Annotated in this window: 22 protein-coding genes; 5 read left to right on the forward strand and 17 right to left on the reverse strand. The window is 66.4% G+C overall.

The genetic code is table 11. The features are described 5' to 3' along the window. Nucleotides 1–79: 79 nt before the first annotated feature. A complete protein-coding gene (thpR, locus tag HDC35_RS09155; RefSeq protein ID WP_184645909.1) occupies nt 80–694 on the forward strand; it encodes an RNA 2',3'-cyclic phosphodiesterase in 615 nt (204 codons plus the stop codon). Here thpR and HDC35_RS09160 read toward each other — a convergent pair. After that, complete coding sequence (locus HDC35_RS09160; protein ID WP_184645911.1) at nt 604–1,092, reverse strand: low molecular weight protein-tyrosine-phosphatase; 489 nt, start codon at nt 1,090–1,092, stop codon at nt 604–606. The genes thpR and HDC35_RS09160 overlap by 91 nt on opposite strands. Before the next feature lie 107 nt (nt 1,093–1,199). Between HDC35_RS09160 and HDC35_RS09165 the strand changes: the two genes are divergently transcribed. Further along, nucleotides 1,200–2,792, forward strand: coding sequence for an MFS transporter (locus HDC35_RS09165; protein WP_184645913.1), 1,593 nt, complete (start codon nt 1,200–1,202; stop codon nt 2,790–2,792). A gap of 96 nt (nt 2,793–2,888) precedes the next feature. On the opposite strand, the gene recQ is transcribed toward HDC35_RS09165, so the two are convergent. The 7 genes from recQ to HDC35_RS09200 all read right to left on the reverse strand — a co-directional run bounded on the left by recQ (nt 2,889) and on the right by HDC35_RS09200 (nt 12,665). Beyond that, entirely contained in the window at nt 2,889–4,664 is a 1,776-nt protein-coding gene (gene recQ / locus HDC35_RS09170) for a DNA helicase RecQ (RefSeq protein ID WP_184645915.1), read from the reverse strand. Between the two features lie 178 nt (nt 4,665–4,842). Then, entirely contained in the window at nt 4,843–6,498 is a 1,656-nt protein-coding gene (ybaL, locus tag HDC35_RS09175; protein ID WP_184645917.1) for a YbaL family putative K(+) efflux transporter, read from the reverse strand. Nucleotides 6,499–6,568: 70 nt separating this feature from the next. Further along, a complete protein-coding gene (locus HDC35_RS09180; RefSeq protein ID WP_260397634.1) occupies nt 6,569–8,593 on the reverse strand; it encodes a putative bifunctional diguanylate cyclase/phosphodiesterase in 2,025 nt (674 codons plus the stop codon). 107 nt (nt 8,594–8,700) lie between these two features. Further along, nucleotides 8,701–10,521: an ABC transporter ATP-binding protein/permease gene (locus HDC35_RS09185; RefSeq protein WP_184645919.1), complete on the reverse strand. Its 1,821-nt coding sequence runs from the start codon at nt 10,519–10,521 to the stop codon at nt 8,701–8,703. 296 nt (nt 10,522–10,817) lie between these two features. Continuing rightward, on the reverse strand, nt 10,818–11,393 hold the full coding sequence (locus tag HDC35_RS09190) for an LptA/OstA family protein (RefSeq protein WP_184645921.1): 576 nt from the start codon (nt 11,391–11,393) through the stop codon (nt 10,818–10,820). Further along, nucleotides 11,390–12,028 carry an LPS export ABC transporter periplasmic protein LptC gene (locus tag HDC35_RS09195; RefSeq protein ID WP_184645923.1) on the reverse strand — a complete coding sequence of 213 codons (639 nt, stop codon included), beginning with the start codon at nt 12,026–12,028 and terminating at the stop codon, nt 11,390–11,392. Before HDC35_RS09195 ends, HDC35_RS09190 begins: the two co-directional genes overlap by 4 nt. Before the next feature lie 19 nt (nt 12,029–12,047). Beyond that, nucleotides 12,048–12,665 carry a ribonuclease D gene (locus HDC35_RS09200; protein WP_184645925.1) on the reverse strand — a complete coding sequence of 206 codons (618 nt, stop codon included), beginning with the start codon at nt 12,663–12,665 and terminating at the stop codon, nt 12,048–12,050. A gap of 262 nt (nt 12,666–12,927) precedes the next feature. Here HDC35_RS09200 and HDC35_RS19850 point away from each other — a divergent pair, with 262 nt between their 5' ends. Further along, on the forward strand, nt 12,928–13,683 hold the full coding sequence (locus HDC35_RS19850; RefSeq protein WP_184645927.1) for a cold-shock protein: 756 nt from the start codon (nt 12,928–12,930) through the stop codon (nt 13,681–13,683). Between the two features lie 148 nt (nt 13,684–13,831). Here HDC35_RS19850 and HDC35_RS09210 read toward each other — a convergent pair whose 3' ends face one another. Genes HDC35_RS09210 through HDC35_RS09220 form a run of 3 tightly spaced genes read right to left on the reverse strand, consistent with a single transcriptional unit; the run spans nt 13,832 to nt 15,113 of the window. Continuing rightward, nucleotides 13,832–14,302, reverse strand: coding sequence for an SRPBCC domain-containing protein (locus HDC35_RS09210; protein ID WP_184645929.1), 471 nt, complete (start codon nt 14,300–14,302; stop codon nt 13,832–13,834). After that, a complete protein-coding gene (locus HDC35_RS09215) occupies nt 14,299–14,643 on the reverse strand; it encodes a helix-turn-helix transcriptional regulator (RefSeq protein WP_184645930.1) in 345 nt (114 codons plus the stop codon). Before HDC35_RS09215 ends, HDC35_RS09210 begins: the two co-directional genes overlap by 4 nt. After that, nucleotides 14,640–15,113 (reverse strand): VOC family protein, encoded by a 474-nt coding sequence (locus HDC35_RS09220; RefSeq protein WP_184645932.1) that lies wholly within the window; start codon nt 15,111–15,113, stop codon nt 14,640–14,642. The genes HDC35_RS09215 and HDC35_RS09220 overlap by 4 nt, the downstream gene beginning before the upstream one ends. Before the next feature lie 136 nt (nt 15,114–15,249). On the opposite strand from HDC35_RS09220, the gene HDC35_RS09225 reads away from it, so the two are divergent. After that, complete coding sequence (locus HDC35_RS09225; protein WP_260397668.1) at nt 15,250–16,143, forward strand: glutaminase; 894 nt, start codon at nt 15,250–15,252, stop codon at nt 16,141–16,143. 246 nt (nt 16,144–16,389) lie between these two features. Here the strand turns inward: HDC35_RS09225 and HDC35_RS09230 are convergent, their stop codons facing one another. Next, on the reverse strand, nt 16,390–16,794 hold the full coding sequence (locus tag HDC35_RS09230) for a septal ring lytic transglycosylase RlpA family protein (protein WP_184645936.1): 405 nt from the start codon (nt 16,792–16,794) through the stop codon (nt 16,390–16,392). A gap of 99 nt (nt 16,795–16,893) precedes the next feature. After that, entirely contained in the window at nt 16,894–19,446 is a 2,553-nt protein-coding gene (gyrB, locus tag HDC35_RS09235; protein WP_184645938.1) for a DNA topoisomerase (ATP-hydrolyzing) subunit B, read from the reverse strand. A 71-nt stretch (nt 19,447–19,517) separates the two neighbouring features. On the opposite strand from gyrB, the gene HDC35_RS09240 reads away from it, so the two are divergent. Further along, nucleotides 19,518–19,988, forward strand: coding sequence for a hypothetical protein (locus tag HDC35_RS09240; RefSeq protein WP_184645941.1), 471 nt, complete (start codon nt 19,518–19,520; stop codon nt 19,986–19,988). Between the two features lie 124 nt (nt 19,989–20,112). On the opposite strand, the gene HDC35_RS09245 is transcribed toward HDC35_RS09240, so the two are convergent. From HDC35_RS09245 to HDC35_RS09260, 4 genes are all read right to left on the reverse strand, one after another. Then, on the reverse strand, nt 20,113–20,574 hold the full coding sequence (locus HDC35_RS09245; protein WP_184645942.1) for a Dps family protein: 462 nt from the start codon (nt 20,572–20,574) through the stop codon (nt 20,113–20,115). Between the two features lie 114 nt (nt 20,575–20,688). Then, on the reverse strand, nt 20,689–21,246 hold the full coding sequence (locus tag HDC35_RS09250; protein ID WP_260397635.1) for a hypothetical protein: 558 nt from the start codon (nt 21,244–21,246) through the stop codon (nt 20,689–20,691). 44 nt (nt 21,247–21,290) lie between these two features. Beyond that, nucleotides 21,291–21,620, reverse strand: a complete 330-nt coding sequence (locus HDC35_RS09255) for a hypothetical protein (protein ID WP_184645947.1) — start codon at nt 21,618–21,620, stop codon at nt 21,291–21,293. Nucleotides 21,621–21,672: 52 nt separating this feature from the next. Continuing rightward, a complete protein-coding gene (locus HDC35_RS09260; RefSeq protein ID WP_184645949.1) occupies nt 21,673–22,317 on the reverse strand; it encodes a GGDEF domain-containing protein in 645 nt (214 codons plus the stop codon). Between the last annotated feature and the right edge of the window lie 98 nt (nt 22,318–22,415).

Raw genomic sequence — 22,415 nt, forward strand, 5'->3', positions numbered from 1 at the left:
CCTCGCATTGGCGCGTCCGGAGCCCCGCCCCGCCGCCCGGGCTCGCGCTTTCCCGCATCGCGCCTTATGCTGGCTTGCCATGACCACCCACCGCCTGTTCGTCGCGCTGCGTCCGCCGCGACCGGTTCGCGCCCTGCTGACCGCCGCGATGCAAGGCATTGCGCGCGCACGCTGGCAGGACGACGACCAATTGCACCTGACATTGCGCTTCGTCGGCGAGGTCGACCGGCACCAGGCCGAAGATATCGCCGCCGCGCTCGGCGCGCTCCATGCCCCCTGTGTCACGGCCCGGATCGCGGGGGTCGACCTGTTCGAGCATCGGGGCCGGCCGCATATGGTGTGGGCGAGGGTCGAGCCGCACGCGCCGCTCGCGGCGCTGCACCGCAAGGTCGGCCAGCTGCTGGCGCGGGTCGGCGTCGGACCGGAAACGCGCAGCTTCACCCCGCATATCACGCTGGCGCGGCTGAACCGGGGGGCCGGGCCGGTCGCGCCGTTCCTCGCGCTGAACAGCGACCTTGCCAGCCCGGCCTTCCGATTCGACCAGGTGATATTGTACGAAAGCGAGCTGGGACATGGCGGTTCGCGCTATCATCCCGTGGCGCGTTATCCGTTGGACGAAAATTCGGCGACGAGCGCCGCGGCGACCGCCGAGACATCGGCCCACGTCGCGGCGAAGCCGTCATCCTTGCCATAATAGGGGTCGACGACGCCTTCGCCGCCGCGGCCGGGGATGAGGTCGAGCATCAGCCGGAGGTCGGCGGTCGCATCCGCAGGGCGGATCGCCAGCGCGTCGCGCAGATTGCTTTCATCGGCAGCGAGGATCAGGTCGAAGCGATAGAAGTCGGCAGCCGACAATTGCCGCGCGCGCAGCGCCGATATGTCGGTGCCACGGCGGCGTGCCTCGGCCTGGGCGCGGCGATCGGGCGGGCGTCCGACGTGCCAGTCGCCCGTGCCGGCCGAATCGAGCGTCGCATCGATCCCCGCTGCGGCGAAGGCGGCCCGCGCGGCGCCCTCGGCAAGCGGCGAACGGCAGATGTTGCCGAGGCAGAGAAAGAGGATCGCGGGTTTGGCGGTTTCCCGGTCTTCGCGCATTCGATTTGCCTCCGAATAAAGTTGAACCGACTTTCAACTTGCGCCGGCGCATGGCTCTGCTAGCCATGAGGGAACAAGAGATAGAGGGTCAAGGAGAGGGTTGCCAGATGGCCGATACCGCCAGCGAGAATGTCATGCCCGGTGCGCCGGCAGCCGAACCGAAAGCCACGGGATACAGCTGGTACGTCCTGTCGGTGCTCGTCGTCGTCTATATCCTGAATTTCATCGACCGGCAGATCATCAGTATCCTCGCGGTCGATATCAAGGCCGATCTCAAGCTCTCCGACGGCGACATGGGCTTTCTGGGCGGCGCCGCCTTTGCGGTCTTCTATGCGCTGTTCGGCATTCCACTCGGCCGGCTGGCCGATAACTGGAGCCGGGTAAAGCTGCTGTCGATCGGCCTGACCCTGTGGTCGGCGATGACCGCGTTTTCGGGCCTCGCCTATAACCAGTTTACCCTGACGCTCGCGCGCATGGGAGTCGGGGTCGGTGAAGCGACCGCAAGCCCGACCGCTTACTCGCTGATCTCCGACTATTTCCCGAAGCGGCAAAAAGCGACCGCGCTCGCGATCTATTCGTCGGGGCTCTACCTTGGCGGCGGCGTGTCGCTGTTCATCGGCGCGCTGATCGTCGAGGGGTGGAACCGCAGTTATCCCGCTGGCGGGCCGCTGGGGCTGGTCGGCTGGCAGGCGGCGTTCCTTGCCGTCGGCATTCCGGGGCTGCTGCTTGCGCTGTGGGTCGCGAGCCTGCGCGAGCCCGTGCGCGGCGCCATGGACGGCGCCCCCACGCACGGATCGCCGACGCCGTTCCGGGAATTCGGCAGGGATCTGTCGATGATCGTGCCGCCGCTGACGCTGTGGGGCGCGTGGAAACGCGGCCCCGCGGCGCTCGCGATCAATATCGGCGTCGCGGCGGCGCTCGCCGGCTTTGCCTGGTGGATGATCGAGCTGACCGCCAACGAGGCGCAATGGATGGCGGTCGCGCTCGGCTATTATGCCGTATTCTCGTGGGCGAGCACGCTGCGCGCGCACGACCCTGGGACCTTTCGGCTGATCTGGGGCACCCCCGCCTTCATCTGCACGACCTTGGGTTACGGCCTCGTCGCGCTCGCCGCCTATGCGCTCGCCTTCTGGTCGGCGCCCTATGCCGAGATCGTGCTGGGGCTACCCAAGCAGGAGCTGGCCTTCATTCTCGGCGCAAATGGCGCGGCGAGCGGCTTCATCGGCGTGATCATCGGGGGCCGCATCGCCGACGCGCTGCGCGCCAAAAATCCGGCGGGCCGCATCCTGATGATCATTTTCGGGGTCGTCGCGCCGGTCGTGCCGATCTGGATCGGCTATACGACCCCCGATCCGACGCTTTTTTATACCATGAACTTCCTCGCCGGACTGTTCGGCGCGGCCGCCCTCGGCGCGGCGGCGGCAACGACGCAGGACCTGGTGCTGCCGCGAATGCGCGGAACGGCGACCGCCGCCTTCTTCCTCGGCACCACGCTCGTCGGTCTGTCGTTCGGTCCCTATATGGTCGGGCAGATTTCGGACCTGGCGGGCACGATGGTGGACGGCAAGCCGGTCGGCGACCTGCGCACCGGCATATTGTCGCTGATCGGCGTCGCCCCGATCGCGCTCGGCCTGCTGATCTATGCCTATCGCGCAGTGCCGGAGGCCGAAGCGACGATCACCGAGCGCGCGCGGGTTTGAGGCCACGGCCCTGTGGCGGCTTTTGGAATGGCGAGCGGGCGTTAGCCCCCGACCGATCGCCGCCCGCGCAGGCGGTCAGCGATCGAACCCGGACAATCAATATTGCCGGATGACGGTCAAAAACGCATCGCCCCACGCATCGAGTTTCTTGCCGCCGACGCCGGGAATGTCGGCGAGGGCGCTGCGCGTCGCCGGCCGCTCGCTCGCCATCGCGCGCAACACCGCGTCGTGAAAGATTACATAGGGCGGCACATTCGCTTCGGCCGCGAGTTCGCGCCGCATCGCGCGCAGCGCGTCGAACAACGGGTCGCCGACCGGGTTCGCAGCGGCCCGATCGGCCCGCGAAGCCCTTTGCGTCCGCTTCACCGGCGGCTCGGCCATCAGCACCGGCGTCTCGCCCTTCATCACCGCGCGCCCCGCGGGGCCGAACATCAGCCCGCCATGTTCGGTCGTCTCGAGCGCCTCGCGCGCGACGAGCGTGCGGACGAGCGGTTTGATCAGCCGCGCTTCCTCGCCCGCGACGATCCCGAACACCGATAATTTGTCGTGCCCGCGGCTCGCGATCCGCTCGTCGCTCCGCCCGGTCAGCACCGCCTCGACATGGCCCGCGCCATAGCTTTGGCCCGTGCGATAGACCGCCGAAAGCAGTTTCTGGGCCAGGACGGTGGCGTCGACCTGGCGCGGCGGATCGAGGCAATTGTCGCAATTTCCGCAGCGCTCGGGCGGATTTTCGCCGAAATGGCGGAGCAGCAGCGCGCGGCGGCATTCGACCGTCTCGACCAGCGCCGCGAGCGAATTGAGCCGCGCCCGCTCGCCCGCAAGCCGCGCTTCGGGCAGCTCGCCGAGCCGCATCCGCGCGCGTGCGAAATCCTCGGCGCCCCACAGCATCAGCGCCTCGGCGGGGTCGCCGTCGCGCCCCGCGCGCCCGGTTTCCTGATAATAGCTTTCGATCGATTTCGGGAGACCCGCGTGCGCGACGAAGCGAACGTCGGGCTTGTCGATCCCCATGCCGAAGGCGACCGTCGCGGTGACGATGCCGTCCTCCGACGCGACGAAATCATGCTGCACCTGCGCGCGCCGTTCGGGGTCGAGCCCCGCGTGATAGGCGGCCACTGGCCGCCCCGTCGCGGCGGCCAGCTTCGCCGCCATCCGCTCGGTCCCGTCGCGCGTCGGGCAATAGACGATGCCAGGCCCCGGATTGGCGGCGATAAAGTCGGTGAGCTGCCTCGCCGGGCTCACGCGCGGCGTCACGCGATAGCGGATATTGGGTCGGTCGAACCCGGCGAGCACCAGCCCCTCCGCTGGAATGCCGAGCTGAACGAGAATATCCTCGCGCGTGTGCTTGTCCGCGGTCGCCGTCAGCGCGAGTCGAGGCACTGCGGGAAAGGCGTCGAGCAACGGGCGGAGCAGCCGGTAATCGGGGCGGAAATCATGCCCCCATTCCGAAACGCAATGCGCTTCGTCGATCGCGAACAGCGCCGGCGTCCGCGCCGCCATCAACGACCGGAAACCCTCGCCCGTCGCCCGTTCGGGCGCGATGTAGAGAAGGTCGAGCGCGCCGTCGCGATACGCCTGCCGCGTGTCGGCAAAATCGGCGTCGACGCTGGTCAGGCTTGCCGCGCGAATGCCCGCCGCGCGCGCGCCGCGCAGCTGGTCGTGCATCAGCGCGATCAGCGGCGACACGACGACAACGCAGCCGTCCAGTGCGACCGCGGGCAGCTGATAGGTCAGCGACTTGCCCGCCCCCGTCGGCATCACCGCGAGCGTACGCTCGCCCGCCATCACGCGACCGACGACGTCGGCCTGACGGCCGCGGAAATGATCGAAACCGAAGGTGGATTTGAGCAGCGGGAGGAGTGCGTCGGCGGACATGGCAGGTGGCGATAGGAAGTTTGGGTGGACGGGGGAAGCCCGGTCTCAACTATTCCGGCCCCGTCGAGCCCTTCGACTGCCCGCCGGGCGGGCGCTCAGGAAGCCGAGGTGCCCCCGGCCAGGCGCTATTTCCATGGGTGTCTCGACTTCGCTCGACACAAACGGGACGAAAAACAGCCTAACCGAGCGTGAGCATCGCCCGTTCGGCCATCCGTGCCGCCGTCTCGCGTTCCGCCATCACGACATGGTCGGCGCCGCGCCGCACCAGGTCGGATACCTCCTCGTCCGAATGCGCGCGCGCCACGATCACCAGCTTCGGATTGATTGCGCGCGCGCGCCGCACGATCGCGCCCGCCTCGATCCCCTCGGGGATAGCGATCAGCAGCGTCGAGGCTTCGCCGATCCCCGCCTGCCGCAGGATGCTTTCCGTGGTCGCGTCGCCGATGATCACCGTTGCGCCCGCGTCCCTGGCCGCGGCCGCCATATCCTTCTGGTCCTCGATCACCGTCAGCCCCTCGCCCCGCCCGCAGATCAGCGAGCCGATATGGCTGCCGACGCGGCCATAGCCGATGAGCACGACCCCCGCATTACACGGCCCCGGCGCCTCCCCGGCGACGTCCTCCGGCTGCTTTGGGGCAGGTTCGTCGGCGCGAATGCGTTTCACCGCCAGCGTAAAGAGGATCGGGTTGAAGAGGATCGACAGCATCGATCCCGCGAGGATCAGGTCGCGCCCGGTTTCGGGCAGCACGTTCAGGCCAACGCCGAGCCCCGCGAGAATGAAGGAAAATTCGCCGATCTGCGCGAGGCTGACCGATACCGTCAGCGCGGTCTGCGACTTGTGGCCGAAGGCGCGAACGAGCGCATAGGCCGCGAGCGACTTGCCGACGACGATGATCGCGACCGTCGCCAGCACCGGACCCGGCTGCTGCGTCAGCACGTCGGGATTGAACAGCATCCCGACCGAAACGAAGAACAATACCGCGAATGCGTCGCGTAGCGGCAGCGTCTCTTCGGCGGCGCGTCGCGACAATTGCGTCTCGCCGAGGATCATGCCGGCAAAAAAGGCGCCGAGCGCAAAGGACACGTCGAAAATCACTGCCGCGCCGAACGCCACGCCCAGCGCGATCGCAAGCACCGCGAGCCGGAACAATTCGCGCGATCCCGAATGCGCGACCCAGTGTAGCACCCACGGCAGCACGCGCCGCGCGATCAGAAACATGAAGGCGGCGAAGCCCACGACCTTGAGCAGCACGATGCCGGCCGATTGCAGCAGTCCGGCTCCGTTCGCCCCGATACCGGCTTCGTCGCCGCGGCCGCCGAACATTGCGGGCAACAGCACCAACGCGAGCACCATCACCAGATCCTCGACGATCAGCCAGCCGACCGCGATCCGCCCCTTTTCGGTCTCGAGCATGTCGCGCGCCTGCAGCGCGCGGAGCAGCACGACGGTCGACGCGACCGACAGCGCCAGCCCGAACACCGCGCTCCCCTCGACCGACCAGCCGAGGTACAGGCCCAGCATCGTGCCGAGCGCTGTCGCCACGGCGATCTGCGCAATGGCGCCCGGCACCGCGATCCTGCGCACCGCGAGCAGATCCTTCAGCGAGAAATGCAGCCCGACCCCGAACATGAGCAGGATGACGCCGATCTCGGCGAGCTGCATCGCCAGCCCCGTATCGGCGACGAAGCCCGGCGTGAACGGACCGACGAGAATTCCCGCGAGGAGATAGCCCGCAATCGGCGAAATCTTCAGCCGGTGCGCAAGTGCCCCCATCAGGAAGGCGACGCCGAGCCCGGCGGCGATGGTTCCGATCAGCGTCGTATCGTGCGGCATGAACTCCCGCGTAAAGGGCGTACGCGCGGAGGGTCAACCCGAACGGAATAAATTCGTCAAATTTGCGCTGTCAGGCGGCGCACACCTCTCCATCCTGCGCCGCGCCGCGCCGCGGCCGCCCGATCAGGAAGCCCTGCGCCTCGTCGCAGCCTTCGCGGCGCAGCACGTCGAGCTGTTCCGGCGTCTCGATCCCCTCGGCGAGGATCGGGATCGACAGGCTTTTGCCGAGCGCGAGAACCGCGCGCAGGATCGCGGTCGATTGCAGATTGCCCTCGAGCTCGGCGGCAAAGAAGCGGTCGAGCTTGATCTTGTCGAACGGAAAGGCGCGCAGCGTCTCGAGCGACGAATAGCCGGTGCCGAAATCGTCGAGCGCGACCCCGATCCCCAGCGCCTTGATCTGGCGCAGCACGTGGAGCGCACGCTCGCGATCGGCGATGATCGCGGTTTCGGTCAATTCGATCTCGAGCCGGCGCGGCGGCAATCCGCTGTCGAGCAGGACCTGATGGAACAACCGGGGCAGATCGACATGCGCGAGTTGGAGCGGCGATACGTTGACCGCCACCTTCGATCCGTGCGGCCACGCCACCGCATCGGCGCACGCGCGCCGCAGCACCCATTCGCCGAGCGCGAGAATGAAGCCGTTCGATTCGGCGAGCGGGATGAAGACGACGGGCGGGATCGGCCCGCGCACCGGATGGTTCCAGCGCAGCAGCGCTTCGTAACCGGTGACCTCGCCGGTCGTGACCGAGGTCTGGACCTGATAATGGACGTCGAGTTCGTCGCGGTCGATCGCGCCGCGCAGGTCGGCAGCGAGTTCGCGCCCGTCGCGGATCGCCTCGTCGAGCTGCCAGTCGTAATGGCACGGGGCTGCCGCGGCGTCGGACTTGGCGCGGTACATCGCCAGGTCGGCATTATTCGCCAGCATCTCGGCGTTCGCGGCGTCGTCGGGAAAAACCGCGACGCCGATGCTCGCACCGAGCCGCGCCTCGAAATCGGGAAAGACCAGCGGCGCCTTGAGTTCGGCATCGAGCCGCGCCGCGAACGCGGTCAGTTGGGCGCGTTCGGTGAAGCGCGTCAGCGCGACAAACTCGTCGCCGCCCAGCCGCGCGACGAAGTCGCCATGCCCCAGCGCGTCGCGCATCCGCTGCGCCAGCCGCGCGAGCACCTCGTCGCCCGCCTTGTGGCCGTGGACGTCGTTGATTTCCTTGAACCGGTCGAGATCGATCGCGCACAGGCCGACGCGCTCGCCGCTCACCAGCGCCGCGCCGATCTGCCGCGACAGTTCGGCGCGAAAGGCCGTGCGGTTGGGCAGGCCCGTCAGCGCATCATTCATCGCCATACGCGTCATTTCGCGCAGCGCCTCCGACCGCGTCTGGCGGTCGAGCATCGCAGCGAAGACACCCGCCGCTATCACGATCCCGCCGACGAGCACCGTCGCCAGCGCGAGCGCATTGAATTCCGACGGACGCAGCGGTGTCTCGTCGAACGCCATCGGCGTGATCCGCATCGCGGTCATCGCAAGAAAATGGAGCGAGGCGATTGCAAGCACGATCAGCAGCGTCGCCAGCGGCACACGGTGCCGCACCGCCCGGCTGGTACGCAGCACCGTGAGCGCGGCGGCGGCCAGCGCCATGCCGCTGATTACTGCCGCGGCGACATAGTTTCCATCCCACACGACGATTCCGTCGACGCGATACGCGGTCATTCCGGTGAAGTGCATCGCGGCAATCGCGCCGCCGAACAATGCCCCGCCAATCGCGCCGTAAACCTCGTCCCGGCCCCATGCCGCGACCGCGAAGCCGATGAAGGAGCCGACCATCGCGACCATCAGCGACGCGACGGTCAGCACCGGGTCGAGCGTCACGGGCGCCTTCGCCTCGAACGCCAGCATCGCGACGAAATGCGTGCACCAGATCGTGGCGCTCGCAGCGACCGCGACGAGGAACGCCCAGGCGATCCCCTGCGCGCGCGCCGCCTCGCGCGCGCGTTCGAACATTTGCACGATCGCAAAGGCCCCGACGCCGCAGATCGCGACCGCCAGCGCGACGAGCCACGGATCGTGGTCGATCGCGATACACATCGCCAGCCTGATCAAAATCCCACCTTTCGCCTCGAACGTCCGCTTATGATGCCGGCGGGTCCCCGGAGGTCCAATTGGTGGAAATCACTTACAAAAATGTAAACGCCGGGGCTGGCGCACGGTCAGGCCTCGACCGTCCCCTCGTCGCGCTCTGCCTGCTGCCGCACCCACATATCTGCATAAAGCCCGCGCATGGCGAGCAACTGGTCGTGCGTCCCCGTTTCGGCAACGCGGCCCTTTTCCAGCACGATGATGCGGTCGGCACCCGTCACTGTCGACAGGCGGTGCGCAATCACCAGCGTCGTGCGACGCGCCGCGATACGGTCGAGCGTGTCCTGGATCGCCGCTTCGGTACGGCTGTCGAGCGCGCTCGTCGCTTCGTCGAGGATCAGCAGCGGCGGATTCTTGAGCAGGGTGCGCGCGATCGCGACGCGCTGCTTCTCGCCCCCCGACAGCTTGAGCCCGCGTTCGCCGACCTCGGTGTCATAGCCTTGCGGCAGCAATGCGATGAAGCTGTCGATCGCCGCGCCTTCGGCCGCTGCTGCAATCTCTTCGGCGCTCGCACCCTCGCGGCCATAGGCGATGTTGTACCCGATCGAATCGTTGAACAGCACGGTATCCTGCGGGACGATGCCGATCTCGGCGCGCAGGCTCTTTTGCGTGACCTTGGAAATATCCTGATCGTCGATCAGGATGCGCCCGCCCTGCGGGTCGTAGAAGCGGAAGAGCAGCCGCGCGATCGTCGACTTGCCCGCGCCCGACGGCCCCACGATCGCCAGCGTCTCGCCCGCGCCGACCGCGAAGCTCACGCCGTTCAGGATCGTGCGGTCGGGCTCGTAGCCGAACACGACATTCTCGAACACCACCGCGGCGCCGTTCACCGCGAGCGGTGCGGCACCTGGCGTATCCGAAATCTCGGGCGGGGTGTCGATCAGGCGGAACATCGCCTCCATGTCGATCAGCCCCTGGCGGATCACGCGATAGACCATGCCGAGCATGTCGAGCGGGCGGAAAAGCTGTGCGAGCAATGTGTTCACCAACACCACGTCGCCGACCTTATATTCGCCGACCGACCATCCCCACACCGTATAGGCCATCGCCCCGGCGAGCGCGGCGTTGGTGATCAGGCTCTGTCCGATGTTGAGCCAGGCGAGGCTGTTCTCGCTCTTCACCGCGGCGCGCGCATATTGATCGGCGACGTCGCGGTAGCGCGCTTCTTCGCGTTCCTCGGCGCCGAAATATTTGACCGTTTCGTAGTTCAAGAGGCTGTCGACGCTGCGCCCGATCGTCAACGTGTCGAGGTCGTTCATCCGGGTGCGCAGCGCGTTGCGCCAGTCGGTCACCTTGCGCGTGAAGATGATATAGACGACCACCATCAGCGCGGTCGCGCTCGCCAGGCCGAAACTGAACCTGGTCCAGAAAATGATCAGCACCGCCGCGAGTTCGATCACCGTCGGCGCGATGTTGAACAGCAGGAAATAGAGCATCGTGTCGATGCTCTTCGTGCCGCGCTCGATCACCTTCGTCACCTCGCCCGTGCGCCGCGCGAGGTGGAAGCGTAGGCTCAGCGCGTGGAGGTGGCCGAAGGTCGTAATCGCGAGTTCGCGCGTCGCATCCTGCCCAACGCGTTCGAACACCACATTGCGGAGATTGTCGAACAACACCCCGGCAAAGCGCGCGCCGGCATAAGCGAGCACCAGCCCGATCGCGAGCGCCACGCCCGCCTCCATCCCCGGCGCCATGCGGTCGATGGCGGCGCCATAGAGGAACCCCATCGACAGCTGCACGCCCTTCGACGCGAGCACGATCAGCCCGGCGAGGACGATGCGCAGCTTCGCCTCGCGCTGCCCCGCGGGCCACAGATAGGGAAGGAAGCGCCTCAGCGTCGCAAGGACGGGCGGTTCACGGCTGGCGTCGGCAGAGGTGGAGGTGTCGGGTGGCATGGACGCCCCATGTAGGGCGCCGATGCCGTTCCGCCAACGGTTAGCGCGATTCGCGATATCCCGCGCGCGCGATGATGCGATCGATCAGCCGCCGTTCCTCGGATGTCGGGGTCGGCACGATTGCCGCGGGCGGCTCCCGACGACGACCGAACAAGGGACGCCGGGGCGGGACGATGGGGGAAAGACGCATCGGGGCTCGCTTTCTATGCGCGGCGTCGCCCCCCGGCACCGCAAGTGGATCTGGTCCCGCGCGCCATCGTGAAGACGCATGGTTGCAGTCCGGTGAAGCGTGCTGGTTACTGCTTTCTTTCCGGTACCGTGAAGGTCCCGGTCACGCGCCCGCCGGTGCCGCCCTGCACCGGATTGCCGTCGGGGCCGCGCGCCGCGCCGCGCCCGTCGACCGTCGCGCGGCCGCTGTTAAGGTCGATCACCATACGCCCGCCGCGCAGCTGGTTGCCGCGCTGGCGCAGCTCGACATTGCCGACCATCGTGATCAGCCGCCGGTCGAGGTCGTATATGGCGACATTGCCCGACGCGCGTTCGTCGCCCTTCGTCACGACGACCCCGCCCGTCGCGTCGAGCCGGTTGATGTCGGTTCCCCCCGCGCGCGTATAGGCGATCGTCATGCGCGGTGCGGTCAGCGTCAGCCCGGCCTGTGTGATGCGGACATTGCCCGACACGATGACCCGGTCGGCGCGATCCTGCACCTCGATGCTGTTCGCGGCCATATCGACCGGCGCATTACTGTTGTGATTCGCAAGCGCCTGCGCCCGGGCGCTATCGCCGCCGCCCGCCGACAGGATCGCGAGGCTGGTCAGGACAAATCCCGTCGCCGCAAGCGCGATGCCCTTCATCGTCCAGAGCCGATTCATTTGAGCACTCCCTGATTGATCCTCAGCCGCGCATTGCCTTCGAGGCGCACGATCCGCTTGTCGAGATCGGCGGACAGCCCGTCGGCCGAGAAGGGGCCGATGTTGAGCGCGCCGTCGACGCCGCCGGTGCCGACCAGCGTCCGCGTTTTCAGATCGACCGCGACATTGCTCGCGTCGATCCGGTACCCGCCCGCGCTTTTGACCTGCACCAGCCCCGGCACCGCGACCTTTTCGGTATCCATATTATAGGCGCTGTCGCGCGCGACGATGGTCGCCGGCCCGTCGTCGAGGCGGATCGCGCCCGACAGGTCGGTCATCCGCACGATCGGTTCGGCCGAGCTTTTCTGTACTGCGCTGCCCGCAAGCAAGGCAAAGGGCTGGCCCTTCGCATCCTGGCCGCGATATTCGGCGCGCGTCACCTTCATCCGTTCGCTCGCCATGTCGACCTTGTCCTTGGCGAGCAGGAAGCTGATCTCGGCACGCTGGGTAAAGGGCGAAAAGACCAGCACCGCCGCGACGACGCCGATGACGAGCGGCAGGCCGAAGCGCAGGACGCGCACCACCCGGTCGTGGCTCGATCCGCTCGCCGCCCACATGCGGCGCATCGTGCGGTCAAGGTCGGCGCGTTCGGACATCCTCTACCTTCCGGGTGGCTCAACTATGCGCGAAAATATCGGTTTCGGGCCAGCCGGCCAGATCGAGCGCGGCGCGTGTCGGCAGGAAATCGAAACAGGCCTGCGCGAGGCCAGTGCGGCCCTCGCGCGCGAGCCGCGCGTCAAGAATCTCTTTCATCGCGTGGAGGAAGCGGACGTCGCTCGCCGCATAATCGCGCTGCGCGTCGGACAGTTCGGCGGCGCCCCAGTCGCTCGACTGCTGCTGCTTCGACACCTCCTGCCCGAGCAGTTCGCGCACCAATTCCTTCAGCCCATGGCGGTCGGTATAGGTGCGGATCAGCTTCGAGGCGATCTTGGTGCAATAGACCGGCGCGGTGACAATGCCGAGCGCCTGTTGCAGCGCCGCGATGTCGAACCGCGCGAAGTGGAAAAGCTTCAGCCGCGCGGGATCGGCCAATATCGCCTTCAGCACCGGCGCGTCATAGGCGCTGCCCGCCTTGAAGCGGACGAGATGCTCGTCGCCCGACCCGTCGCTGATCTGGACGAGGCACAGGCGGTCGCGCAGCGGATTGAGACCCATGGTCTCGGTATCGACGGCGACGGCGCCCGGGCCAAGCACGCCCTCGGGCAAATCTTCTTCATGGAAATAGACAGTCATGGCTTCGCCTTAGGCCAAGCCGCCGTGCCGCTCAATGACTGGTTTTCGCGGGCGTCGCCCACTCGCCGCCGCCCCGTGGCAAAGCGCATGTTACCCGGCTTCGCAGCGTTGAATTTTCTGTTCGCAGAGCGCGCCCATATAGGCTATATATTGCGCCGTTAGCGGCACGGGGCGAGTCTGTGCCCATGGTGAACTGCGTCCCCGTCCGGCGCAAGGCGCCGGTCGAATGGGTGATGGACGAACCGAAAGCGACTATTAGACAATGAGTTTCAACAAGGATCGCCGCGGCCAGCGGGGGCGCGGTAAGCGCGACGATTTCGGCAATTTCGACAGCTTTGAACCGGCGCCCTATGGTGGTGACAGTTACGGCGGCGGACGCGGCGGCTTCGGCGACCGCGATCGCGGCGGCTTCGGCGGTGGGGACCGCGGTGGCGGCTTCGGCGGTGGCGATCGCGGCGGCTTCGGCGGCGGTCGTGGCGGCGGCATGCCCGCGCAGGTCGTCGGCGAAGGCCAGGGCACGGTGAAATTCTTTAACCCGTCGAAGGGCTTCGGTTTCGTCGCTCGCGACGACGGCGGCGAAGACGTGTTCGTGCACATCAGCGCGGTCGAACAGGCCGGACTTCAGGGCTTGGCATCGGGCCAGCCGCTCGGCTTCACGCTTGTCGAGCGCAACGGCAAGGTGTCGGCCATCGATCTCAAGATCGAAGGCGAGCCGATGCCGGTCGAGGAATTCGCACCGCGTCGCGACGATCGCGGCCCCGGTGGCGCCGGCGGCGCGCGCGGCCGTCGCCAGCTGACCGGCGAGCGCACGTCGGGCACCGTCAAATTCTTCAACACGACCAAGGGCTTCGGCTTTATCGCACGTGACGACGGACAGGCCGACGCCTTCGTCCACATCAGCGCGGTGCAGCGCGCCGGCATGACGGGGCTCGACGAAGGCGACCGCGTCGCGTTCGACATCGAAGTCGACGACCGCGGCAAGTTCGCGGCGGTGAATATCCAGCCGCATCAGGACTGATCGGCCGGGCAGACAAATGGAAAGGGCGGCTTCGGGCCGCCCTTTTTATGTTCGGGCGAGTATTGCGGGCATTGGCGGCCCGTGCAGGTTTAATCGCGAACGAAGCTTTCTCCGGTTGGGCCCGACTCGCCACCCCCACAACCGGCCTTCATTCGAAGCCCGCTTCCATCCCCTTCAGCAACCCGCGCCAATGCTCCCCGAGCCGCTGCTGGAATAACATCAGTTCGAAGCCATGCCGCGCGACATGTCTCTGCGGGATGGCGTCCCAGCCGCGATGTTCGACCGTGACGCGCGTTTCGGCTCCGATCGCTTCGAAGCGCACATCGACCTCGGTCGCCTGCTCGGCCTGGAAGCTCGGCAGCCGCCAGCCGAATGCCAGCCGCTCGCCGGGTAACCAGTGCCGTACCGGCCCGATTTCCCACTCCTCCCCGTTGTCGAAGCGCGTGACGAGCCGCCCGCCAGGGCCCGCGGGGTCGAAGCGCAGCGCGCCGTCGCCTTTGCGGCTAAGCTGGAACAGCGGGTGGCTTTTCCACCATCTGCCGATGTCGGACGTGAAGGCGGTAAAGGCCGCTGGCGGCGTCGCCGCGACGCGCAGCGCGACGATCACCGCCGCGCTCATCCTTGGTCCACGCCCTCGACGCCGCCCTCGACATGGTGCTTGAACGCGGCGAGCTGGTGCATCCACAGCGCCTCGGTCGCGGCCAGCCATTGTTTCAGCCCGTCGGTCGCGCCGTCCTTCAGACTATAGATGCGCACGCGCGCGTCGAAATCGGGATGCCCGTCCTCGACCAGTCCGCCGTCCTTCAGCGCGCGCAGGTGGCGGCTCATCGCCGGCGGCGCGAGCCCGAGGGCGCCCGCCAGCTCGCCCGCGCTGCGCGGCTGCTGCCCGAGCAGTTCGACCGCGCGGCGGCGGACGGGGTCGGCGAGCGCGGCGAGCGTGCGGTCGACCGCGGCGCTCAATCGTCGAGCCGCATCTTGGTTATGAAGCCGCCCTCGGCGTCCCATTCGTCCGACGTCTTTTCCGCAACCGTCACGCCAAAGGTCCAGATATGCCCTTCGGAATCCTTCGCGCGGTAGGTGCGGTCGCCATAGAATTGCGTTTCGGGTTCGGCGATGATGTCCGCCCCCGCCGCGCGCGCCTTCTCGCAATGCGCGTCGATATCCTCGCCCTGGCCCAACTGGACATGCACCGTCTGCGTATTCTTGCCGCCAAGGTTCGCGGGGCTTCGATGATCGTCGGACCATTCATTGCCGATCATGATCGACGAATTTCCGTATTCCATCTCGCTGTGCGCCAGATTTCCATCGGCATCGAGCAGCACGAAGGTCGGTTCGAACCCGAAGGCCTCCTCCAACCAGCGGAACGCCGCTTTCGCATCCTTGTAGCAGACAGCACTCGAAAGCCCCTTGGAACGCGGATGATCGGCCATGTCTCGTTTCCCGATTCGATGATATAATTTCGCTTGTATAGAATATTTCTAATAAAATGAAAATACATGCGTTGCGCCGCGATTATGCTAGGCGGAGCCGATGACCGACAACATCGGACGCCATATCGAAGACGCGATGAAGCTCGCCGCGGCTCATCTGGGCCAAGGGCGCGTCGCCGCCTATATTCCGGCGCTCGCCAACGTCGATCCGAACAAGCTCGGCTTCGCGCTCGCACTGCCCGACGGCACCGTCCATGCGTCGGGCGACGCCGACGAGCCCTTCTCGATCCAGTCGGTGTCGAAGGTCTTCACATTGGCGCTGGCGCTTCGCCGCGTCGGCAGCTCGCTATGGGACAGCGTCGGGCGCGAACCGTCGGGGTCGGCGTTCAACTCGATCGTCCAGCTCGAAAGCGAACAGGGCATCCCGCGCAATCCGTTGATCAACGCAGGCGCAATCGCGACGACCGACCGGCTGATCGACGGGCGCAGCGGCGATGCGACGATCGACGAGATCGTCGATTTCATGCGCGCCCGTGCAGGCGACGATAGCGTCGGGATCGATTTCGACGTCGCTTTTTCCGAATCCGAAACCGGCGCGCGCAATCGCAGCCTCGCGCATTTCATGGACGCCTTCGGCAATCTGACGAATCCGGTCGAGTCGGTCGTCAGCGTCTATTTCCGCCAGTGCGCGATCGCGATGTCGTGCCGCCAACTTGCGCGCGCCGGGCTGTTTCTCGCAATGGAAGGCCGCGATCCGGTGACCGGCGAGCAGCTCGTCGAACCGCACCGCGCGCGGCGGATCAACGCGATCATGATGCTCTGCGGCCATTATGACAACAGCGGCGAATTCGCCTTCCGCGTCGGCCTGCCGGGCAAGAGCGGCGTCGGCGGCGGCATCCTCTGTATCGCGCCGGGGCAGGGATCGATCGCGGTCTGGTCGCCCGCGCTGGGCGACGCGGGAACGTCGCTGGCGGGTGCGGTCGCGCTCGAACATTTCGCCTATGCGGCGGGCTGGTCGGTTTTCGATTAGGGGCGGCTTTGGGGTGATGAGCTGACGTCGGCCCACCCCCGACCCCTCCTGCAACCGGGAGGGGAGATCACCTCCGCAACCACTCGCCAGACGACGAACCTCTCTGTCCGTACGTGTCGAGCGAAGTCGAGAGACCCGTCGACGCGATGCCTGACCCAAAGGGCATCTCGACTCCGCCCGATGCGAACGGGTTAGGATGGGTCCGAACGTCCATTTCCGGCCGAAAACGGACAACCCGCCGATATCTCACTCGTCGGCGAGCAACGCCAGCTTGACGCGCGCGGTGCCGCTGCGGTGCATGCCGATTTCGCGCGCGGCGGCTTGGCTGACGTCGATCACCCGGCCGCGCGAAAAGGGCCCACGGTCGTTGATGCGGACGATTACGCTGTCGCCGTTCGACATGTTGGTGACGCGCACCATGCTGCCAAAGGGCAAGGTGCGGTGCGCGGCGGTGAGCTGGCCGGGGTCGAAGCGTTCGCCGCTTGCAGTGCGATTGCCGGCGAGTTCGTTGCCGTAATAGCTCGCCATTCCGCCGTCGATTTCGGCGAAGTCGGGGACCTCGATGGCCGTTTCGTCCGTCACATCCAAGTCCTGCGCGGCGGCCGAAACCGACAGCATCATCGGTATCAACAGGGCTGAAAAGACCCGCATGACATCCTCCCTTTTCGGTGGAGGGCCAAAAGCAGCGGCGGCCTGCCAAGGCAAGCCGCCGCGCGTTAAACGGAACCGAAATTGCGGTCGGATGCGCTTTTAGACGTCGAGATTTGCCACCGACAGCGCATTCGTCTGGATGAAGTCGCGCCGCGGTTCGACCTCGTCGCCCATCAGGCGTTCGAAGATTTCATGCGCGACATCGGCCTGTTCGGCCTCGACGCGGAGCAGCGAGCGGTTGGCGGGATCGAGCGTCGTTTCCCAGAGCTGTTCGGCATTCATCTCGCCTAGCCCCTTGTAGCGGCTGATCGCAAGGCCCTTGCGGCTGTGCGCAAAGATCGCCTCGAGCAGTTCGGACGGGCGCGTCACCGGGTTGGCCTTGGCGTTCGCCGCCGCAGGAAGGTCGCCCTCTTCGCCGCCGGCCGTCTCCGCTTCGACTTCGGCGGTGGCGGTGGAGCCGCTCGACTTCACCAGTCGGCCGGGGCGGGCATAGGTGTCGGCCTGTTCGGCAGCGAGCTTGTGCATCCGGCGCGCTTCCTGGCTGGCGAGGAAGCCCGCGTCGATCGCGTGATGATCGCTGACCCCGCGCCAGCGCCGCTCGAGCGTGTAGCCGCCGCCTTCGACCGCTTCGACGGTCCAGACCGCTTCGGCGCCGCCGGTCAGCGCGCGTTCGGCGGCGTTGAGCCAGGTCGCGGCGGTCGCGGCGGCGCTGTGACGCCCCGCGGTATCGAGATCGGGATCGAGCGCGCCGGTGAGCGCGAGCGCCTCGACCAGCCCGTGATTGAGGGTACGCGGCACATAACGCATCAACGCGCGCAGCCGGCGGCCGTGATCGATCAGCGAGCGCAGGTCGGCGCCCGAGCGCGCGCCGCCCTGCGTTTCGAGCAACAGCGCGTCGATGCCCGCGTCGACGAGGTAATTTTCGAGCGCGCTATCGTCCTTCAGATAGACCTCGCTCCGCCCCTTCGCAACCTTATACAGCGGCGGCTGGGCGATGTAGAGGTGCCCGCCCTCTATGATTTCGGGCATCTGGCGATAGAAGAAGGTGAGCAGCAGCGTGCGGATATGCGCGCCGTCGACGTCGGCGTCGGTCATGATCACGATCTTGTGATAGCGCAGCTTTTCGAGATTGAACTCGTCGCGGATCCCCGTGCCGAGCGCCTGGATCAGCGTGCCGACTTCCTTGGAGGAAATAATGCGATCGAAGCGCGCGCGCTCGACGTTCAGGATCTTGCCCTTCAGCGGCAGGATCGCCTGAACATGGCGGTCGCGGCCCTGCTTGGCCGATCCGCCTGCCGAATCACCCTCGACGAGGAAGAGTTCGCATTTGGCGGGATCGCGTTCCTGGCAGTCAGCAAGCTTGCCGGGGAGCGAGGCGATATCCATCGCGCCCTTGCGCCGCGTCAGTTCGCGCGCCTTTTTCGCGGCCTCACGCGCCGCCGCGGCGTCGATGACCTTCTGGATCACCGCCTTGGCATAAGCGGGATTTTCCTCGAGCCATTCGGTCATCCGGTCGGCCATCAGGCTTTCGAGCGGTTGGCGGACCTCCGACGAGACGAGCTTGTCCTTGGTCTGCGACGAGAATTTGGGATCGGGCAGCTTGACCGAGACGATCGCGGTCAATCCTTCGCGCATATCCTCACCGGTGAGCGTAACCTTTTCCTTCTTCAGCAGGCCCGATTTTTCGCCATAGCCGTTGAGCGTGCGCGTCAGCGCGGCGCGGAACGCCGCGAGGTGCGTGCCGCCGTCGCGCTGCGGAATGTTGTTCGTGAAGCAGAGGACATTTTCATAATAGCTGTCATTCCACTCCAATGCGACGTCGATACCGATGCCGTCGCGCTCGCTGCTGATCGCGATCGGATCGGGCAGCAGCGCATTTTTGTTGCGGTCGAGATATTTGACGAACGCCGCGATCCCGCCCTCGTAGAAAAGGTCGTGCGTTTCATGCTCGGCGTGGCGCGCGTCGACGAGCTTGATCCGCACCCCCGAATTGAGAAAGGCAAGTTCGCGGTAGCGGTGCTCGAGCTTTTCGAAATCGAATTCGGTGACATTCTTGAACGTCTCGGTCGAGGCCATGAAGGTCACGCGCGTGCCCTTCTTGCCCGCGGGGGCCGGACCGTTGACCTTCAGCGGCGCGACCGAATCGCCATGTTCGAAGCGCATCCAATGTTCTTCGCCGTCGCGCCAGATCGTGAGTTCGAGCCATTCGCTGAGTGCGTTGACGACGCTGACGCCGACGCCGTGCAGGCCGCCCGACACCTTGTACGCATTGTCATCGCTGGTGTTCTCGAACTTCCCGCCGGCGTGGAGCTGGGTCATGATGACTTCTGCCGCCGAAATGCCTTCTTCGGCGTGAATGCCGGTGGGGATGCCGCGGCCATTGTCCTCGACGCTGACCGATCCGTCGCTGTTGAGCGTGATCAGGACGAGGTCGCAATGCCCCGCGAGCGCCTCGTCGATAGCGTTATCCGATACCTCGAACACCATGTGATGCAGGCCCGACCCGTCGTCGGTGTCGCCGATATACATGCCCGGCCGTTTGCGCACCGCGTCGAGGCCCTTCAATACCTTGATCGAATCGGCGCCGTAAGCGTTGGCGTTGGGCTGTTTGGCGGCGCTTTCGGGCGCGCTGTTCTCGGGGGTATCTGTCATATCGATTATATAGGGTCGAAGGCCGCAAAACCCAAGCGAAAATGCGGCTCTCCGCCCCGGGGCGACGGGCGTTGCGCGCGCGCCTCGCGGCGGCTAGTTTCGATGACATGAAACAAAGCCTCGCATCCCCCCTCTCCGCCATTCTGATCCTGTCGCTCGCTGCATGCAGCCAGCCCCCGCCGCCCGCCGACAACGCCCCCGCTGTGGCGGGCGAGCCGCTCGCAACGCGCGCGGTGATGATCGGCACCGAGGGACCGAGCCTGCCCGCCTGTTCGAGCATCAGCCGCGTGCGGGACGGCGGCACCGACGTCTATTGGGCGCCCGGTGAAACGCGTGCGGTGAAGGCAAGGCTGGGCGGCGGCACCCGCGTGTCGTTGTGCGAGGCCGCCGAAGACGACGCCTGGTTCGGCGTCGTGTTTCCCGCGCCGGGGACCGATCCCGACATGTGCGGCGTCGGCAAGTCGGTGCAGAATGCCCGCGAATATCAGGGCCCGTGCCGCTGGGGCTGGATCAAGGGCGGAACCGTCCAGCTGGGCGGTTAAGCTACAAAAGCTCCGCACACGCGCGCTCGATTCACCGCGCGCTTTGCGAAAGCCCCTCCCCATCGCTACGCGACAGGGAGGAGTTGCCCTACTTCGACGCGAGGCGCCGGGGCGAACTTTCGCTTCAATAGCCCAGCGTCGCCTCGAGGAACCAGATGCGTTGCTGCGTTTCGTCGGCCCAGCCATCGACGAGTCCGCTCGTCGCGATATCGCCATCGGCTTCGGCCGCCGCCTTCACTTCTTTCAACTGCCCAAGCAGAATCTTGTTGTCGCCCGCAAGGTTACGGATCATCGTTTCGGCATCGACGCCCGCAGCATCGTCGTCGCGGATCGAGGCGCGGCGGCTGACGTCGCCGATCGAATGCAGCGTCGGCGCGCCATTCTTGCGCACGCGCTCGGCGATCAGGTCGGTCGTCGCGAAAATCTGTGCCGCCTGCTCATCGAACAGCAGGTGCAGTTCGCGGAAACGCGGGCCCTGGACGTGCCAGTGGTAATTTTTCGTCTTGAGATAGAGCGCAAAACTGTCGGCGAGCAGCGCGTTCAGCGCGTCGGCGACGGCAGGGGCGTTGTTGTTTTTCTCGGACATGGGAGCATCCTTTCTGTTGCACCGCCCATATAGCGAGGCCGCGGACCGCTTTCCCATTGAAGCTTTGGGTAAGCTTCATCGATAAAAACGATGAAACCACTGATCAAATGCCTTTCAGCCGATTAATCCAAAGGCGCCGAGCCCAGTGCGGATCCCCCATATCGCGAGGACCAGCGCGCTCGACCAGCACAGGATGCGCGCCGCACGCCGCTCAGCGAGCGCCGGACCGAAAGCGAGAAAGGGCAGCATCGCCAGCGTCCACCCGACGAGCCCGCCCGCCGCGGCCCATTGCCCCGCACCGCTCGTCGCCGCCAGCGAGCCGATAAGGAAATGGCTGCGGTCGCCAAACTGGCGCGCCAGCAACTGCCCGGCGAGCAGGACAGGCGGCGCATCGCCGCCGGCGACCGGCTCCGCATCGGGCTTGCCGCGCCACAGCAGCGCGGCCGCCGCCGACAGCATCGCGAGCGCGACGAGCAAGGCGGCCACGCCCTGCCCGATCATCCGGTTGGCGATTGCGCCCGCGAGCGCCGCGACCAGCGCGTTCGACAGAAAGGCACCAAAGGCGATTGCGACAGTGACGCGCCGGTCGCCGCGCGCGCTGACCAGCCGCGACAGGACAATCCCGCTGCGCCCGTCGGCATTGGCGAGCAGCACCGCCACCAGCGCAAGCATGATTGCATCCATGACGTCGGATTTGAATGGTCAGCGGGCCGCCGTCAATGCCCGAGCCGGACCGCGACGGACGCCAGCCAGGCTTCCTGTATCGCGGTTGGCAAGGGCCCCTGCGGCGCGCCTGCGGCGTCGCTCATCGCGTCGAGATAGGTCAGGATCGCGGCACGATAGCCGCCGGCCGCGACCGCCGATTCAAGATGGCTCGCCAATGTCTCGACCGCGGCAAAGCCATTGTCGCGCGCAAGGCAGCGGATATCGTCGATCCCCTGCACAAGCTGCGCGAGCGCGCAGTGCGGCAAGGCTTCCGCCAGCGCGCCGATCTGGCCGGTGATCCGGTTCTGAATGTCCTGATATTGTTCGGTTTGGGTTTGCATCGTCCATCCCCTGTCCTGGCGGTGACGATGCGCCTTTATAGTTAACCGGCGGTTAGCGGTGGCCCGGCAGACCGCCGAGGCCCTGCTTGCTGCGATACATGTCGCGGTCGGCGGCGGCCAATATGTCCGATTCGGTCATCCCGGTCTGGAGCATCGCGATTCCGAAACAGGCCGACAGCGCGATCTCGTGCCCGTCATATTGGGCAGGGGCGGCACTCAGAATCTCGCACAATCGGTCGACCTGCGCGCGCGCGCCGGCCTCGCTCGACTGGTCGAGGATCAGGCCGAATTCGTCGCCGCCGATGCGCGCCGCCACATCGGTCGCGCGGATCGACGCCGCGAGCCGTTTGGCGATTTCCATCAGCGCGAAATCGCCCGCCGCATGACCGAAATTGTCGTTGATATATTTGAGCTGGTTGACGTCGATGAACACGACTGCGGCGCGTTCGGCGTGACGTTCGAAGCGCGCCATGCGGTGATGGATCGCGGTCAGGAAATAGCGGCGATTGAACAGCGGGGTCAGCGTGTCGCGTTCGGACACGCGCTCGAGTTCGGCGACGGCGATCTTCAATACGCGGTTCTCGCGGCGCAAAGCGTCGCGTTCGCGGCGTATTTCGCGCAGCTGGTCCTCGATGGAGTCTACGGGAACGGCGCCGAACTGGTCGACCGCGATCCGTGCCCCCCCTACGCTGTCCATTCAACGTCCCCGAATGCGAACCCACGTTCCCCGGCCCCATGCCGGTGGATATTGCCCGGCGACCCTAGCCGCGACTTGATACCAATCGGTAAACGCGC

This window comes from Sphingopyxis sp. JAI128, from assembly GCF_014207235.1.
Taxonomy (GTDB): Bacteria; Pseudomonadota; Alphaproteobacteria; order Sphingomonadales; family Sphingomonadaceae; genus Sphingopyxis.

Bases quoted from the DNA above. Each gene is read 5' to 3' on its own strand.
- HDC35_RS09220 (WP_184645932.1), bottom strand. From the start codon at position 15,113: ATGGCCGATCATCCGCGTTCCAAGGGGCTTTCGAGTGCTGTCTGCTAC.
- HDC35_RS09245 (WP_184645942.1), bottom strand. From the start codon at position 20,574: ATGTCCGAGAAAAACAACAACGCCCCTGCCGTCGCCGACGCGCTGAAC.
- HDC35_RS09230 (WP_184645936.1), bottom strand. From the start codon at position 16,794: ATGCGGGTCTTTTCAGCCCTGTTGATACCGATGATGCTGTCGGTTTCG.
- gyrB (WP_184645938.1), bottom strand. From the start codon at position 19,446: ATGACAGATACCCCCGAGAACAGCGCGCCCGAAAGCGCCGCCAAACAG.
- HDC35_RS09250 (WP_260397635.1), bottom strand. From the start codon at position 21,246: ATGCTTGCGCTGGTGGCGGTGCTGCTCGCCAATGCCGACGGGCGCAGC.
- recQ (WP_184645915.1), bottom strand. From the start codon at position 4,664: ATGTCCGCCGACGCACTCCTCCCGCTGCTCAAATCCACCTTCGGTTTC.
- HDC35_RS09255 (WP_184645947.1), bottom strand. From the start codon at position 21,620: ATGCAAACCCAAACCGAACAATATCAGGACATTCAGAACCGGATCACC.
- HDC35_RS09225 (WP_260397668.1), top strand. From the start codon at position 15,250: ATGAAGCTCGCCGCGGCTCATCTGGGCCAAGGGCGCGTCGCCGCCTAT.
- HDC35_RS09185 (WP_184645919.1), bottom strand. From the start codon at position 10,521: ATGCCACCCGACACCTCCACCTCTGCCGACGCCAGCCGTGAACCGCCC.
- HDC35_RS09190 (WP_184645921.1), bottom strand. From the start codon at position 11,393: ATGAATCGGCTCTGGACGATGAAGGGCATCGCGCTTGCGGCGACGGGA.
- HDC35_RS09210 (WP_184645929.1), bottom strand. From the start codon at position 14,302: ATGAGCGCGGCGGTGATCGTCGCGCTGCGCGTCGCGGCGACGCCGCCA.
- HDC35_RS09160 (WP_184645911.1), bottom strand. From the start codon at position 1,092: ATGCGCGAAGACCGGGAAACCGCCAAACCCGCGATCCTCTTTCTCTGC.
- HDC35_RS19850 (WP_184645927.1), top strand. From the start codon at position 12,928: ATGAGTTTCAACAAGGATCGCCGCGGCCAGCGGGGGCGCGGTAAGCGC.
- HDC35_RS09260 (WP_184645949.1), bottom strand. From the start codon at position 22,317: ATGGACAGCGTAGGGGGGGCACGGATCGCGGTCGACCAGTTCGGCGCC.
- HDC35_RS09165 (WP_184645913.1), top strand. From the start codon at position 1,200: ATGGCCGATACCGCCAGCGAGAATGTCATGCCCGGTGCGCCGGCAGCC.
- HDC35_RS09195 (WP_184645923.1), bottom strand. From the start codon at position 12,028: ATGTCCGAACGCGCCGACCTTGACCGCACGATGCGCCGCATGTGGGCG.
- HDC35_RS09200 (WP_184645925.1), bottom strand. From the start codon at position 12,665: ATGACTGTCTATTTCCATGAAGAAGATTTGCCCGAGGGCGTGCTTGGC.
- thpR (WP_184645909.1), top strand. From the start codon at position 80: ATGACCACCCACCGCCTGTTCGTCGCGCTGCGTCCGCCGCGACCGGTT.
- ybaL (WP_184645917.1), bottom strand. From the start codon at position 6,498: ATGCCGCACGATACGACGCTGATCGGAACCATCGCCGCCGGGCTCGGC.